The organism is Phyllobacterium sp. T2-21, assembly GCF_055378485.1.
Genome location: NZ_AP027912.1, coordinates 2,169,356 through 2,183,156, shown reverse-complemented (window position 1 = coordinate 2,183,156; position 13,801 = coordinate 2,169,356). Strand labels below are relative to the sequence as shown.

At 62.6% G+C, this 13,801-nt stretch carries 12 protein-coding genes; 3 read left to right on the top strand and 9 right to left on the bottom strand.

The annotated features are described in order from the left end of the window. Nucleotides 1–287: 287 nt before the first annotated feature. From lpdA to ACZ5FP_RS10975, 5 genes are all read right to left on the bottom strand, one after another. Entirely contained in the window at nt 288–1,685 is a 1,398-nt protein-coding gene (gene lpdA, locus ACZ5FP_RS10995) for a dihydrolipoyl dehydrogenase (RefSeq protein WP_464660121.1), read from the bottom strand. A 4-nt stretch (nt 1,686–1,689) separates the two neighbouring features. Further along, entirely contained in the window at nt 1,690–2,985 is a 1,296-nt protein-coding gene (locus ACZ5FP_RS10990; RefSeq protein WP_464660119.1) for a dihydrolipoamide acetyltransferase family protein, read from the bottom strand. 9 nt (nt 2,986–2,994) lie between these two features. Continuing rightward, entirely contained in the window at nt 2,995–4,008 is a 1,014-nt protein-coding gene (locus ACZ5FP_RS10985) for an alpha-ketoacid dehydrogenase subunit beta (RefSeq protein WP_464660117.1), read from the bottom strand. A 3-nt stretch (nt 4,009–4,011) separates the two neighbouring features. Continuing rightward, nucleotides 4,012–5,259, bottom strand: a complete 1,248-nt coding sequence (locus tag ACZ5FP_RS10980) for a 3-methyl-2-oxobutanoate dehydrogenase (2-methylpropanoyl-transferring) subunit alpha (protein WP_346305911.1) — start codon at nt 5,257–5,259, stop codon at nt 4,012–4,014. 290 nt (nt 5,260–5,549) lie between these two features. Continuing rightward, a complete protein-coding gene (locus ACZ5FP_RS10975; RefSeq protein WP_464660115.1) occupies nt 5,550–6,698 on the bottom strand; it encodes a DUF2336 domain-containing protein in 1,149 nt (382 codons plus the stop codon). Nucleotides 6,699–6,880: 182 nt separating this feature from the next. On the opposite strand from ACZ5FP_RS10975, the gene ACZ5FP_RS10970 reads away from it, so the two are divergent. Both ACZ5FP_RS10970 and ACZ5FP_RS10965 read left to right on the top strand, forming a co-directional pair. Continuing rightward, nucleotides 6,881–7,336, top strand: a complete 456-nt coding sequence (locus tag ACZ5FP_RS10970) for a MaoC family dehydratase (RefSeq protein WP_223615109.1) — start codon at nt 6,881–6,883, stop codon at nt 7,334–7,336. Then, on the top strand, nt 7,336–8,205 hold the full coding sequence (locus ACZ5FP_RS10965; RefSeq protein ID WP_464660113.1) for an HpcH/HpaI aldolase/citrate lyase family protein: 870 nt from the start codon (nt 7,336–7,338) through the stop codon (nt 8,203–8,205). The genes ACZ5FP_RS10970 and ACZ5FP_RS10965 overlap by 1 nt, the downstream gene beginning before the upstream one ends. A 173-nt stretch (nt 8,206–8,378) precedes the next feature. On the opposite strand, the gene ACZ5FP_RS10960 is transcribed toward ACZ5FP_RS10965, so the two are convergent. Further along, entirely contained in the window at nt 8,379–8,984 is a 606-nt protein-coding gene (locus ACZ5FP_RS10960) for a flavin reductase family protein (protein ID WP_464660111.1), read from the bottom strand. Between the two features lie 6 nt (nt 8,985–8,990). Then, complete coding sequence (locus tag ACZ5FP_RS10955; protein ID WP_223615112.1) at nt 8,991–9,572, bottom strand: nitroreductase family protein; 582 nt, start codon at nt 9,570–9,572, stop codon at nt 8,991–8,993. A 124-nt stretch (nt 9,573–9,696) separates the two neighbouring features. On the opposite strand from ACZ5FP_RS10955, the gene ACZ5FP_RS10950 reads away from it, so the two are divergent. After that, entirely contained in the window at nt 9,697–10,725 is a 1,029-nt protein-coding gene (locus ACZ5FP_RS10950) for a hypothetical protein (protein WP_464660109.1), read from the top strand. 29 nt (nt 10,726–10,754) lie between these two features. Here ACZ5FP_RS10950 and ACZ5FP_RS10945 read toward each other — a convergent pair whose 3' ends face one another. Beyond that, nucleotides 10,755–11,579 (bottom strand): lysophospholipid acyltransferase family protein, encoded by an 825-nt coding sequence (locus tag ACZ5FP_RS10945; protein ID WP_464660107.1) that lies wholly within the window; start codon nt 11,577–11,579, stop codon nt 10,755–10,757. Nucleotides 11,580–11,676: 97 nt separating this feature from the next. Beyond that, nucleotides 11,677–13,659, bottom strand: a complete 1,983-nt coding sequence (gene thrS / locus ACZ5FP_RS10940) for a threonine--tRNA ligase (protein WP_464660105.1) — start codon at nt 13,657–13,659, stop codon at nt 11,677–11,679. Between the last annotated feature and the right edge of the window lie 142 nt (nt 13,660–13,801).

Sequence of the window (13,801 nt, the reverse complement as noted above, 5' to 3'; positions counted from 1 at the left end):
TTCATCCCGCAGGCAAAACCTGCGGGACGAGGAGGTTGCGCTGAGGCTGTGCGCGTTTCCGATGAGGAAACAAGGCAGAACAGGCAAGACCTGAAATCGCCGGGGCGGGTGGTCCCAGGATCGCAAGCATAACATACCACATACCCCAAGACCCGCGTTCCAGGGACCGCCCGTCTTTCCTCTTTTGCAATGGCCAGATGCGATCGCGGGCGTGGCAAGGCAATGCCGCGCCCGGCGCATATGCAAAGGGCGCCGTTTCCGGCGCCCCTGATACGAAGACAAATTGTCTAGATGTGCAGCGCGTGGCCCAGCGCCTTGAGCGCGGCTTCCTGAAACCCCTCGCCCTGCGTCGGATGCGCATGGATGGTTCCGGCGATGTCTTCCAGCCGCGCGCCCATTTCCATGGCCAGCGCAAATGAAGCCGACAATTCGGAGACACCATGGCCGACGGCCTGGATGCCGAGGATGAGATGATTGCTGGCGGCGGCCACCACCCGGACAAAACCATCCTCGCCTTCCTTGGTCATGGCGCGGCCATTGGCGGCAAACGGAAACATCCCGATCTTGACCTCATGTCCGGCCTGCTTGGCCTCATCCGGCGACAGGCCCACCGTGACGATTTCCGGATCGGTGAAGCAGACGGCGGCAATGGCCCGCTTGTCCCAGCTGCGGTTTTCGCCTGCAACGATTTCCGCCACCATCTCGCCCTGCGCCATGGCGCGGTGCGCCAGCATGGGCTCGCCGGTGACATCGCCGATGGCATAGACGCCGCGCATGGAGGTGCGGCACTTGTCGTCAATGCGGACAAAGCGGCCATCCATATCGATGTCGATCTCTTCAAGACCCCAGCCTGAGGTGACAGGCTTGCGCCCGACCGTCACCAGGATCTTGTCGGCGGCAATGCGCTCGTCCTTGCCGTCGGCGGTTTCGATCAACAGCGCATCGCCCTTGCTGCTGACCCCCTTGGCTTTGGCGCCGGTCAGGACGGTGATGCCGAGCGTGTTCAGGTGCTTGACCACCGGGCGCGTCAGCTCCGCATCATATTGCGGCAGAACTTTTGACTGGGCTTCGACAACCGTGACCTTGGAGCCAAGCTTGGCATAGGCCGTGCCGAGCTCGAGCCCGATATAGCCGCCGCCGACCACGACGAGCTTTTCCGGGACGTCCGGCAGCGAAAGCGCTTCGGTCGAGGAAATGACATTGCCGCCGAACGGCAGCGACGGCACCTCGACCGGCGCCGAACCCGTGGCGATGACGACGTTTTCGGCGCGGATGATCTGCAGGCCGGTCAGGGTTTCCACCTCGATGGTCTTGCCATCGCGGAAGCGGGCCTTGCCGGTGACGATCTTGACGTTCGCCTTCTTGAGCAAACCGGCAACGCCGTTGTTGAGGCGGCTGACGATGCCGTCCTTCCAGGCGATTGTTTTGGTGAAATCGATGGCCGGTTCGGCAACCGAGATGCCGAGCGGCGTCTGCCGGGCGGCGAAATGCGCGACCTTGGCAAATTCATCGGCCGCGTGGATCAGCGCCTTCGACGGAATGCAGCCGACGAGCAGGCAGGTGCCGCCGACCTTCGCCGCCTCGACGATCACCGTATCGACATTGAGCTGTCCGGCGCGGATGGCGCAGACATAGCCGCCGGGGCCAGCGCCGATGACCAGCAGCTTGCAGGAAATATCTTTCATCGGATCAACCCTCCACGAATATCAGCGCTGGCGTTTCGAGCAGCGTCTTGATCCGCTGAATGAAGACTGCGGCGTCCCAGCCGTCGATCACGCGGTGATCGAAGCTTGAGGACAGGTTCATCATCTTGCGCGGTATAAAGGCCGCGCCATCCCACACCGGCCGGGTCATCATCTTGTTGACACCGATGATAGCGACTTCCGGATAATTGATCACGGGCGTCGTGACGATACCGCCCATGCTGCCCAGCGAGGTGATGGTGATGGTCGAACCGGTCAGCTGCTCGCGCGTTGCCGTGCCGGTCTTGGCCGCTTCGGCCAGAAGATTGACTTCTGCGGCGCAGCCCCAGAGATCGCGCGCTTCCGCGTGCTTGACCACGGGAACCACGAGGCCGGACGGCGTCTGTGCCGCAATGCCGATATGCACGCCGCCATGCTGGTGGATGATGTTGGCATCGTCGTCATAAAGGGCGTTCAGCTGCGGCTGTTCGGCGATGGCTTTCACCATGGCGCGCATCAGGAACGGCAGCAGCGTCAGCTTCGGCTGGTCGGCGCGTTTCTTGCCGTTGAGCAAAGCGCGCAGTTCTTCCAGCGACGTGACATCGATCTCCTCGACATAGGTGATGTGCGGGATGTGCGATTTGGCAATCGCCATCTTTTCCGCAATCTTGCGGCGCAGGCCCACCACCTTGATTTCCTTGACCGACGTGTCCGGCGCAAGACCGGATACCACGGGCTTTTGCGCGCCGCGGGCAAAGAAGGTGTCGAGATCTTCATGGGTGATGCGCCCGGCCGGACCGGTGCCGGTCACCTGGCGCAGGTCGACACCCGCCTCCCGCGCCCGCAGGCGCACCGCCGGCGGGGCCAGCGGCTTGTCGCCCTCGGCGCGCGGCGCACCGATGCCAAGCGGCACGGCGACCGGCGCATGCACTACCGGCGCTGCGGCCTTTTCGGGCTTTGCAGCCTTGATCTCCGGCTTTGGTTCTGCCTTGGCGGGCTGGGCCTTCGGCTCTTCCGCCTTGACCGGCTTCGCCGGTTCCGCAGCGGGGGCATGGCCCTCGCCTTCGACCTTCAGGCGGATGATCGGCGAACCGATGGCGATCACCTGCCCGATCTCGCCGCCCAGCCAGAGGATTTCACCGTCGACCGGGGATGGAATTTCCACGGTCGCCTTGTCGGTCATGACGGCGGCAAGGATCATGTCCTCGCGCACGAGATCACCGACCTTCACATGCCATTCGACGAGTTCGGCTTCTGCAACGCCTTCACCGACATCCGGCAGCTTGATGACAAATTCACCCATCGTCTGCTCCTACCCTTCCAGCGTTTCAAGGAATGCACGGCCTACGCGCGCGGGACCGGGGAAATAGTCCCACTCCTGCGCATGCGGATAGGGCGTATCCCAGCCCGTCACCCGCGCCACCGGCGCTTCCAGATTGTAAAAGCAATGCTGCTGGACGAGTGCGGCGAGTTCCGCGCCGAAACCGGAGGTCAGCGTTGCCTCATGCACGATGACGCAGCGGCCCGTCTTGGTGACGGATTCGACGATGGTTTCCAGATCGAGCGGCAGCAGCGTGCGCAGATCGATGATCTCCGCATCGATGCCGGTCTCCTCGGCGGCAGCTTCCGCCACATAGACCATGGTGCCATAGGCAAGCACGGTCAGCTGTTTGCCCTCGCGGCGCTTGATGGCCTTGCCCAGCGGCACCGTGTAATGCCCGTCCGGCACCTCGCCCAGCTCATGCTTCGACCACGGCGTCACCGGGCGGTCATGATGGCCGTCGAACGGACCGTTATAGAGCCGCTTCGGTTCGAGGAAGATCACCGGGTCCGGGTCTTCGATGGATGCAATCAGCAGGCCCTTGGCATCGTGCGGATTGGACGGCACGACGACCTTCAGACCGGATACATGCGTGAACAGCGCTTCCGGGCTCTGGCTGTGGGTCTGGCCGCCGAAAATGCCGCCGCCCGCCGGCATGCGGATGACGATCGGCGAGGTAAAGCCGCCATTGGAGCGGTAGCGCAGGCGCGCCGCTTCCGAAACGATCTGGTCATAGGCCGGATAGACATAGTCGGCGAACTGGATTTCGATGCAGGGTTTCAGGCCATAGGCCGCCATACCGATGGCAGCACCGACGATACCGCCCTCGCTGATCGGCGCATCGAAACAGCGGGTCTTGCCGTATTTGGCCTGCAGGCCGTGGGTGCAGCGGAAAACGCCGCCGAAAAACCCGACATCCTCGCCGAACACGACCACGTTGTCGTCGCGTTCCATCATCACATCCATCGCGTCGCGGATGGCTTCAATCATTGTCTTACGCGGCATCGCTCACACTCCCGCCTGCTGGCGCTGACGACGCAGATGCGGCGGCATTTCCTCGTAGACACCTTCGAACATGTCGCGCGCCGACGGCTTGCCGCCCGCATGCAGCGTGCCGAAACTTTCGGCTTCTTTCTGGGCGGTGATCACGCTGTCGAGAATTTCCGCTTCCGCCTGGGTGTGGCGCTCCTCCGACCAGACGCCGCGCCCGATCAGGTGGTTCTTCAGGCGCATGACGGGATCGCCAAGCGGCCAGGCATCGGATTCGGTCTTTGGGCGGTAGGCGGACGGATCGTCCGAGGTGGAATGCGCCCCGGCACGGTAGGTGACATATTCGACGATGGTCGGGCCGAGATTGCGCCGCGCCCGCTCGATGGCCCATTTGGCCACGGCGAAAACGGCGAGATAGTCATTGCCGTCAACCCGCAAGGCAGGCATGCCGAAGCCGAGGCCGCGCGCGGCGAAAGTGCCGGCACCGCCGCGGGCAATGCCCTGGAAGGTGGAGATCGCCCACTGGTTGTTGACGATGTTGAGGACAACCGGGGCCTTGTAGGTGGAGGCAAAGACCAGTGCGGCATGGAAATCCGATTCCGCGGTCGATCCGTCGCCGATCCAGCCGGCCGCGATCTTGGTGTCCTTCTTGATCGCCGATGCCATGGCCCAGCCGACGGCCTGGATATACTGCGTCGCCAGATTGCCGGAGATCGAGAAGAATCCATGTTCTTTCGAGGAGTACATGATGGGGAGCTGGCGGCCCTTGAGCGGATCTCTTTCGTTGGAATAGATCTGGCACATCATCTCGACCATCGGGTAGCCGCCGGCGATAAGCAGACCGGCCTGACGATAGGTCGGAAAATTCATGTCGCCCGGCGACAGCGCCATGCGGAAGGCGCAGCTCACGGCTTCTTCGCCCAGATGCTGCATGTAGAAGGAGGTTTTGCCCTGCCGCTGGGCGATCTGCATGCGCGCATCGAAGGTGCGCAGCGTCATCATGTGGCGCAGGCCTTCAACCAGCTGCTCGTCCGTCAGTTCGCCAGCCCAGGGGCCGACAGCTTCGCCATCGCGGTTGAGAACACGGATGATCGAAAATGCCAGATCGCGGATTTCCTCCGGATTGGCATCGACGGGCGGACGGCGCACCGAACCCGCTTCGGGAATGTTCACATTGGAAAAATCCGGCTCGCCGCCGGGACGCACGGCCGGTTCCGGCACGTGCAGGCTTAGTGGACCAAATTCACTCGTGGAATCATCGGGCATTCAGCAGACCTCCCAGTCACGCGACGTTTCCGCACTCTACCATGAAATATTAGGTCAGTAATACTGTCTTATTATTCCGCCCTGCTCCCCGAAAATGCCTGCAAGCATCAATATCCGGCGGCAACAATATGAAATCTATGATCATTCCGGCGCGGCTGCGGGACCGGGCCATGGCGCTGCGCCGGAAAAAAGCAATTTTGCATCACGGAACATGCGGCCCGCATATTCATTCGTTCACACGGGCATGGGATTTTGTAATCAAATGCGTGCTCACGGCGAAAAAAGCCGGGTCAGGCGGCGGCGATGGCCAGTCCGTGGCTGCGCGCATTCTCCCGAATCGCTTCCAGATAAATCTTGCGCAGGAGCGACTGCATGCCGTCATTGGCCGCGGTCAGGTCATGCGCCATTACAGGCTTTTCCGGCGCCAGACGCTCCATCATGCGGCGCGTGACTTCCTGCGGCCCGATGGCCAGCCGGCCATTGGCGACATCACGCCAGGCATGCAGCGCGACGCGCAGCGGCTGGTGCGTGCTGTCGGGCAGTCCAGCGGCACTGAACAGCGCGCCGAGCGCCGCATCGCGGCCATCGATCAAAAGATTGCGCACCCGGGCAAGGTTGTGCCCGGAGAGCGCCACCAGAATCGCACCGAAGAAATCGATCTTGCCGGAGGCGACGATGCGGATGACAAAGGCCGTGGTCAGGTCACCGCGCAGCTGCAGATGCTCGATCAGCGCCGGATATTGCGCCGGCGGTGTTTCGGCAACCAGACTGATGGAGGCCTTGACGCAGGCTTCACTGGTGACGCGCCTGGCACGGCGCTCGCCCATCAGGGCCATGACCATATCCATCTGGCACAGGGCTTCGGCCACCTTGATCGCCAGCGCATGGCGGCAATCGGCGGGCAAGCGGTCATCATCGGCGAGCAGCGACCGGATATCGGCGACATGGCCAAGGCGCTCGACCAGACGGCGGAAACTGATATCGGCAATCTCGGCGCGGCTGTTGGCCAGCAGTTCGAAAACGGCAACCGGTTCGGCGATCTCGATGAGAGCAGCGCTGACGGCAAAGGACACCTTGGCCCGGCCCGCAATCACCCTCTGGCTTTCCGCGCAGCCGCCGGCAATGCAGTCGATCAGGTCGATATCGGTCAGCACCGTCGAGCGCGCCAGCATGTAGGCGGCGATTTCCGCCTGGTCGCGCGCCAGCCCGGCGACGATGTGAGCCGGCGCATGGGCGCTGGTGGAGAAAGCTTCGGCCAGCGCAAGGCGCACTTTTGGCGACGGGTCGTCCAGCAGCAGCGTCAGCGCCGCCTCCGCCGCACAGCGGTCCTCGAAGGCGCGTCCGGTTTCGAGATAGACATGGGCCAGCGCGCCTGCGGCATGGCAACGCTGCGCCGCAGAAGCATGTCCGACCATCGCCAGATAATGCCGTATTGTCATGAATTTATACCCCAAGCCCTTATTGCAGCCAAGGCTAGCGGCAAAAGGTTTACGATCGGTTCACCATGTCGATTAACCATGTTGTTTCGGCGCCGCGAGAGAACTTTGATCCTTCCCCGTTGCGAACCCGCCGAAGCCGCCCTAGTCTTTCGCCAAAAATCGCATTGAGGAGACGCCAGCACATGGCCGGACTGTATCTGGAAGAATTCGAAGTCGGGCACGTGTTCAATCACAGCCTGCGCAAGACCATCACCGAGAGCGACAACATGCTGTTCTCGGTCATGACGCTCAACACGCAGCCGCTGCACATCGATTTCGACTTCGCCGCCAAGACCGAGTGGGGCAAGCCGCTGGTCAATTCGCTGTTCACGCTCGGCCTGATGATCGGCATCTCCGTCAATGACACCACCATCGGCACGACAATCGCCAATCTGGGCATGACCGACGTGACCTTCCCCGCGCCGCTGTTTCACGGCGATACGGTGCGGGTGGAGACAACGGTGCTTTCAACGCGGCCGTCCCAATCCAAGCCGGATCGCGGCATCGTCGCGTTCGAGCACCGCGCCTACAATCAGAACGGTGTTCTCGTCGCCAAATGCACGCGCCAGGCGATGATGAAATCCCGGAGCGCTGCCTGATGCGCTCGCTTTTGTTCGTGCCGGGCGATTCGGAAAAGAAGCTGGAAAAGGGCCTCGCCAGCGGCGCGGATGTGCTGCTGATCGATCTCGAAGATTCGGTCAGCGCCGAACGCAAGCCCGCTGCCCGGCAGATCGCGGCGGATTTTCTCAAATCGAACCGCGACAAGAGTTCGCCGCGCCTGTTCGTGCGCATCAACGATCTGGCGAGCGGCCTTGCCGATGCCGACCTCGGCGCGGTCATGCCGTCGCTGCCCCACGGGATCCTGCTGCCCAAATCCAACAACGGCAAGGATGTGACGCGGCTGTCGGCCAAGCTGAACGTGCACGAGGCCCATGCGGACGCGGCGGAGGGTTCGACGCGGATTCTCGCCATCATCACGGAAACCGCGCTCGGCACCCTGTCGGCGGCCAGCTACCCCGATGCATCGGCTCGGCTTGTCGGTCTCACCTGGGGTGCGGAAGACCTGTCGGCGGTCATCGGCGCACGTGCGGTGCGCGATGACAACGGGCGCTATACCGACGTGTTCCGGCTGGCGCGGGCGCTGACCATTCTCGGCGCTTCGGCCGCCGATGTCGCCGCCATCGATACGGTCTACATCAACTACAAGGACGATGCCGGGCTTGCCCGCGAATGCACTGAGGCGGAACGCGACGGTTTTACCGCCAAGCTCGCCATCCATCCGGCGCAGGTCCCGGTGATCAACGCGGTGTTTACGCCCTCGGCCGAAGCGGTGGCACAGGCGCAAAAGATCATCCGGGCCTTCGCCGAGGATCCCGCAGCGGGTGTCATCGGCATTGACGGGCTGATGTTCGACCGACCGCATCTGCGCCGGGCGGAACGGCTGATGGGGCGGGTTGGTGCTGCTTAGGCCGTTCGACGGCATGCCTGACAGTGCGTGGTTCGACAAGCTCACCATGAGGGATGAAGCGAGCTGCAGGGCTGCTGTACTCTGCAACGCCTGTGATGAGCCTTGCAATCAACCACTTCCCTCATGGTGAGCTTGTCGAACCACGCACTTCGGTAAGTGCAAGGCTTTTTACCTCACCCCTCCCATTTCGGCCGGAACATCTGAAATGTTTCCGACACCGTGGCAAAGTCCATGTAGCCGAGCCGCGACACCGGCTGCGCCTTGGTCATGTCGACAAGGCCGTTGGTCAGGATCGCCTCGTCGATGTGAACGCCGACGACTTCTCCGGTCACCATGATGGCCTGCACCGGATTGCCGTGCCGGTCGGTCGGATGGCGGATGTCGGTGACGACGCATTCCAGCGTCGCGAAGGCTTCGGCCACGCGCGGCGCGCCGATCAGCCGGCAATCGGCGGCATTGAGGCCGGCATATTCGAACTCGCTGACGCCGCGCGGCGCATTGACCGAGGTCTTGTTCATGGCCACCGACAGGTTGGCGCTGACGAGATTGGCGGCAAATTCCCGCGTTTCCTCGATGAAGGTGACGCTGTCCTTGCGGCCTTCCGAGGAAAACATGATCAGGCAGGGTTTCGTGCTGATCATGTTGAAGAAGGAATAGGGCGCCAGGTTGATTTTGCCCTCCGCCGAACGGCTGGATATCCAGCCGATGGGACGGGGCGAAACGATGGCCTTCAAGGGATCATGCGGCAGGCCATGGCCATCATCGAACTTGTAGAACATGGCGGCTCAGCCCTTCCACGGTCCGGCATATTCGGACAGGATATCCTTTACCTCGGGGCGCGGGCGCTCCGGCACTTTCGTGTCGCAGCTGCCGATATGGACGAAACCCGCCACCCGCTCATGCGGCGCCAGCCCGAGCAGCGCCCGGCCCTTCTCATCGGATGAATACCAGTTGCTGATCCAGTTGGTGGCGTAGCCGAGGCCGTTGGCCGCATGGACAAGGTTCATCGCCGCCGCGCCGGAGGACAGGAACTGCTCCCATTCCGGAATGTGATGATCGACCTTGGAGAAGATCACGCCGATGACCAGCGGCGCGCGGGCAAAGCGCTTCAGCTCCTGCTCGCGCCGCTGTTCGGTCAGCGGCCCTTCCCGCTCCTCGGCCAGATCGGCGAGATATTTGCCGACCTCGACGCGCGCATCGCCGCGATACAGCACAAAACGCCAGGGTGTCAGGCGGCCATGATCGGGCACGCGCGCGGCGATGCGGACCATGGTTTCGATCTCCGCATCGCTTGGACCGGGAAGGCCAATGGCGGAAATCGGGGTTGAGCTGCGCTGCGACAGAAATTCAATGATGGGAGAAGGCATGAAACGGGGTACCAGATGCTGTTTTTCGAATGGGCGGACAATGTCGCGGTTTCACCGGCCGTGTAAAGTCATGATCGCGTGAAAAAGCCTTGAAATTGCCACCGGCTTCGGATCAAAACAGTGCATGGGCATATTCGACACTCAGAAAGCGGGCTTCGGCTCCGGCACATCCTGGATTTTGCCGGCGGCACTGGCAGCAACCCTGTTGACAACCGGCGCCTGGGCGCAGGCGCTTGCACCCGACATCGCCACGCCCGACGTGGAATTGCCGTCGATCCCCAACCTCAACCAATATGCCAACCCGAAAGCCCCGGCCAACAATCCGCTTGCCGCGGAAGCCGAGCTGGTCCTGTCGGCGAAACTGGCGGAGAACGGCGAAAACATTGGCCGCGGCCTCGTCTGGCGCGTGTTCTCGCCGGATGCCGATGCGGATGGCAAGCTGCCCCTGCTGGCAACGGCCAAGGGTGGCACGACCTCGTTCAACCTCGCCCCCGGCAGCTATCTCGTGCATGTGGCCTTCGGCCGGGCGGGCGCCACCAAGCGCATCACCATGACCCGCGCCAAGCGCAACGAGACGATGATTCTCGACGCGGGCGGCGTCAAGCTCAACGCGGTTCTGTCCGGCGGCGCGCGCATCCCGCAGGACCAGCTGCGATTCTCCATCTATGAGGATCACGAGGACGCCAGCGGCGAACGGGCGCTCATCATCCCCGACGTCAAGCCGGAAAGCGTCGTGCGGCTGAATGCCGGGACCTATCAGATCGTTTCCAATTACGGCACGGCCAATGCGGTCATCCGCGCGGATATCCGCGTCGAGGCCGGCAAGATCACCGAGGCCAATGTGGAGCACCGCGCCGCGCAGCTGACGATGAAGCTGGTGCGCGAGGCGGGCGGCGAAGCCCTTGCCGATACCGCCTGGTCGGTGCTGACGACCTCGGGCGACATCGTGCGCGAAAGCGTCGGCGCCTTTGCCTCCATGGTACTGGCGGAAGGCGAATACGTCATCATCGCCAAGAACAAGGACAAGATTTACCAGCGCGATTTCAAGGTCGTTGCCGGCCGCAACCAGGATGTGGAACTTCTGGCGACCAACGGCGCCAGCGCCGCCTCCACTGCCAATCAGCCCGCCAGCGGCGACGATCCGCTGGACTAAGCTGCAAGACCGGGCCGCAGGACCGGGGCTCAGCGGCGCGTTGCGGCCGGAGCCAGCGCAAACACCGCGCCATACATATAATCCAGCAAATTCTTGCGGTCGGCCAGCGGCGCCAGTTCCGACCAGTCCATTGTCCGGCCGATGCGCACGGTGATGGCCTTGCCGGACAGCTTGCGGAATTCGCGGATGAGCAGCGAAATGCGCAGCGTCATTGAAATCTTGCTGGCGAGATGGAAAACCCGGCCGTTCTGCCCGCCGAAATACACCGGGATGACCGACGCCTTGGCCTGCTGCACCAGCTTGGCCGGAAAAATCTTCCAGGGCAGATCCTCCGCCCGGCCAAAACCCTTGGGCGCCGTGGCAACGCCGCCCGCCGGAAAGACGACGATGGTGACGCCCTCCTTCAACAGGCGCACCGCCTCATGGCGGGTGGCCATGTTCATCGCCACCGCTTCCTTGGTTTCGTCGAAGCAGACCGGCAGCGCATAGGGGCGGATTTCCGGCACCTTCATCAGGTCGTTGTTGATGAGCACGCGGAACGGCCGGCCGAGCTGTTCGGCCAGCGCCAGCGCGGCAATGCCGTCGCCGATGCCGAAGGGATGGTTGGCGACGATCACCAGCGGCGTATCTGGCAGATGCTGCGGCGGCCACTGGTCCGCAACGTCGAGCCTGATGTTGATCAGGTCCATCATGCGGCAGAACACATCGATTCCCGCCGGAACGATGTCGGTGCGCCAGGCATTGTAGAGCCGGACATAGTGGTCGCGGCCGGACAGGCCTTCAATCGAACGGATCAACCATTGGGTGATGCGCGACTGGGTGTCATTGGCGTAGGAGAGTTCTCTGAACTGCACGATCGCATCCCGGCAAATAATGAAACGGCTGAATAGTCACGCAACTCCATGACAGCGTGATGAAAGTCACCACGCTGTCACAAAGCAATGTGCGGGCCTACTCCGCAGCGGCGCGCAACAGGTCCGGCGGCGTGGCTTCCTCGCCGAGCTGCCGGATCGCATCATCAAGGCTGAGCGACGTCTGGTTCTGCGAACCCAGACGGCGCATGTTCACCGTCCGCTCCTCCGCCTCGCGCATGCCGCAGACGAGAATGACCGGTACCTTCTGCAGGGAATGCTCACGCACCTTGTAGTTGATCTTCTCATTGCGGAAGTCGGTGATGACCTGCAGCCCCGCCGCCTTCAGTTCCTTGGCGACCTGCCTGCCGTAATCGTCGGCTTCCGTGGTGATGGTGGCCACAACCACCTGCACCGGTGCAAACCACAGCGGCAGATGACCGGCGAAGTTTTCGATGAGAATGCCGAGGAAGCGCTCCATCGAGCCGCAGATGGCGCGGTGGATCATCACCGGCTGCTTCTTCTCGGAAGTCGAGTCGATGTAGAAGGCACCGAACCGTTCGGGCAGGTTGAAATCGACCTGCGTCGTGCCGCATTGCCATTCGCGGCCGATGGCGTCCTTCAGCGTGTATTCGAACTTCGGGCCGTAGAACGCTCCCTCGCCCGGCAGAATGCCGGTCTTGATGTCGTTCGACTGCTGCTGGATCTGCTCCAGCACACCCATCATCACGTTTTCAGCCCGATCCCACAGTGCATCGGAACCGACGCGCTTTTCCGGGCGCGTTGACAGCTTGATGGTGATCTCGTCAAAGCCGAAATCCTTGTAGACGGACAGGATCAGGCCATTGATGCGCAGGCATTCGGCCGCCATCTGTTCGTCCGTGCAGAACACATGCGCATCGTCCTGCGTGAACCCGCGCACGCGCATCAGCCCATGCAGCGCGCCCGACGGCTCATAGCGATGCACATTGCCGAATTCCGCAAGCCGCACCGGCAGATCGCGGTAGGACTTCAAGCCATGCTTGAAGATCTGCACGTGGCCCGGGCAGTTCATCGGCTTGAGTGCGAAGACGCGCTCGTCGTCGGTTTCATCGCCGGCGACCGTCACCTTGAACATGTTGTCGCGATACCAGCCCCAGTGACCCGACGTCTCCCACAGGGACTTGTCGAGCACCTGCGGCGCGTTGACTTCCTGATAGACGCCGTCGAGACGGCGGCGCATGTAGCTGACCAGCGTCTGGAACATGCGCCAGCCCTTGGCGTGCCAGAACACGACGCCGGGGCCCTCCTCCTGGAAATGGAACAGGTCCATTTCGCGGCCGAGCTTGCGGTGATCGCGCTTTTCCGCCTCCTCCAGCACATGCAGGTAGGACTGCAGCTCGGCATCGGTGGCAAAGGCGGTGCCGTAGATGCGGCTGAGCATCGGATTGTTGCTGTCGCCGCGCCAGTAGGCACCGGCCACCTTCATCAGCTTGAAGGCATTGCCGACCTGGCCGGTCGAGGCCATGTGCGGGCCGCGGCACAGGTCGTACCAGTCGCCCTGCGCGTAAATCTTCAGGTCCTGGCCTTCCGGGATCGCATCGACCAGCTCGACCTTGTAGGCCTCGCCCTTGTCGGCAAAGACCTTGCGGGCCTTTTCGCGCGACCAGATCTCCTTGGTGAACGGCCTGTTGCGGGCGATGATCTCGCGCATCTTCTTCTCGATGAGCGGCAGGTCATCGGGGGTAAAAGGCTCGTTCTTGGCAAAATCGTAGTAGAACCCGTTCTCGATCACCGGGCCGATGGTGACCTGGGTGCCCGGAAACAGCTCCTGCACGGCCTCGGCGAGGACATGGGCGCAATCGTGCCGGATCAGCTCGAGCGCACGCGGATCGTCGCGGGTCAGGATCTCGATGCTGCCGGAATGCTGCAGCGGGTCGGACAGATCGCGCACGACGCCGTCGACCGCATAGGCCACGGCCTTCTTGGCCAGGGATTTCGAAATGGATTCGGCAAGTTCCGCACCGGATATGGCCGCGTCGTATTCGCGCTTCGAGCCATCGGGGAATTGCATGGATACAGTTTTGGAAACTGTCTGTGACATCAGTTGCTCCTATCCAGTCCCGCCAACAATCGCGGGTGGTGTTTCATGACCGGAACGGCTCCGGCGAGCGGACTTTTATGCGCAGATTGATCCGGCGTAAAGTGGCGGTTGAGGAAAAGCGGGTTTTGACCGCTGCAAGTGG

Bases quoted from the DNA above. Each gene is read 5' to 3' on its own strand.
- lpdA (WP_464660121.1), bottom strand. From the start codon at position 1,685: ATGAAAGATATTTCCTGCAAGCTGCTGGTCATCGGCGCTGGCCCCGGC.
- ACZ5FP_RS10990 (WP_464660119.1), bottom strand. From the start codon at position 2,985: ATGGGTGAATTTGTCATCAAGCTGCCGGATGTCGGTGAAGGCGTTGCA.
- ACZ5FP_RS10985 (WP_464660117.1), bottom strand. From the start codon at position 4,008: ATGCCGCGTAAGACAATGATTGAAGCCATCCGCGACGCGATGGATGTG.
- ACZ5FP_RS10980 (WP_346305911.1), bottom strand. From the start codon at position 5,259: ATGCCCGATGATTCCACGAGTGAATTTGGTCCACTAAGCCTGCACGTG.
- ACZ5FP_RS10975 (WP_464660115.1), bottom strand. From the start codon at position 6,698: ATGACAATACGGCATTATCTGGCGATGGTCGGACATGCTTCTGCGGCG.
- ACZ5FP_RS10970 (WP_223615109.1), top strand. From the start codon at position 6,881: ATGGCCGGACTGTATCTGGAAGAATTCGAAGTCGGGCACGTGTTCAAT.
- ACZ5FP_RS10965 (WP_464660113.1), top strand. From the start codon at position 7,336: ATGCGCTCGCTTTTGTTCGTGCCGGGCGATTCGGAAAAGAAGCTGGAA.
- ACZ5FP_RS10960 (WP_464660111.1), bottom strand. From the start codon at position 8,984: ATGTTCTACAAGTTCGATGATGGCCATGGCCTGCCGCATGATCCCTTG.
- ACZ5FP_RS10955 (WP_223615112.1), bottom strand. From the start codon at position 9,572: ATGCCTTCTCCCATCATTGAATTTCTGTCGCAGCGCAGCTCAACCCCG.
- ACZ5FP_RS10950 (WP_464660109.1), top strand. From the start codon at position 9,697: ATGGGCATATTCGACACTCAGAAAGCGGGCTTCGGCTCCGGCACATCC.
- thrS (WP_464660105.1), bottom strand. From the start codon at position 13,659: ATGTCACAGACAGTTTCCAAAACTGTATCCATGCAATTCCCCGATGGC.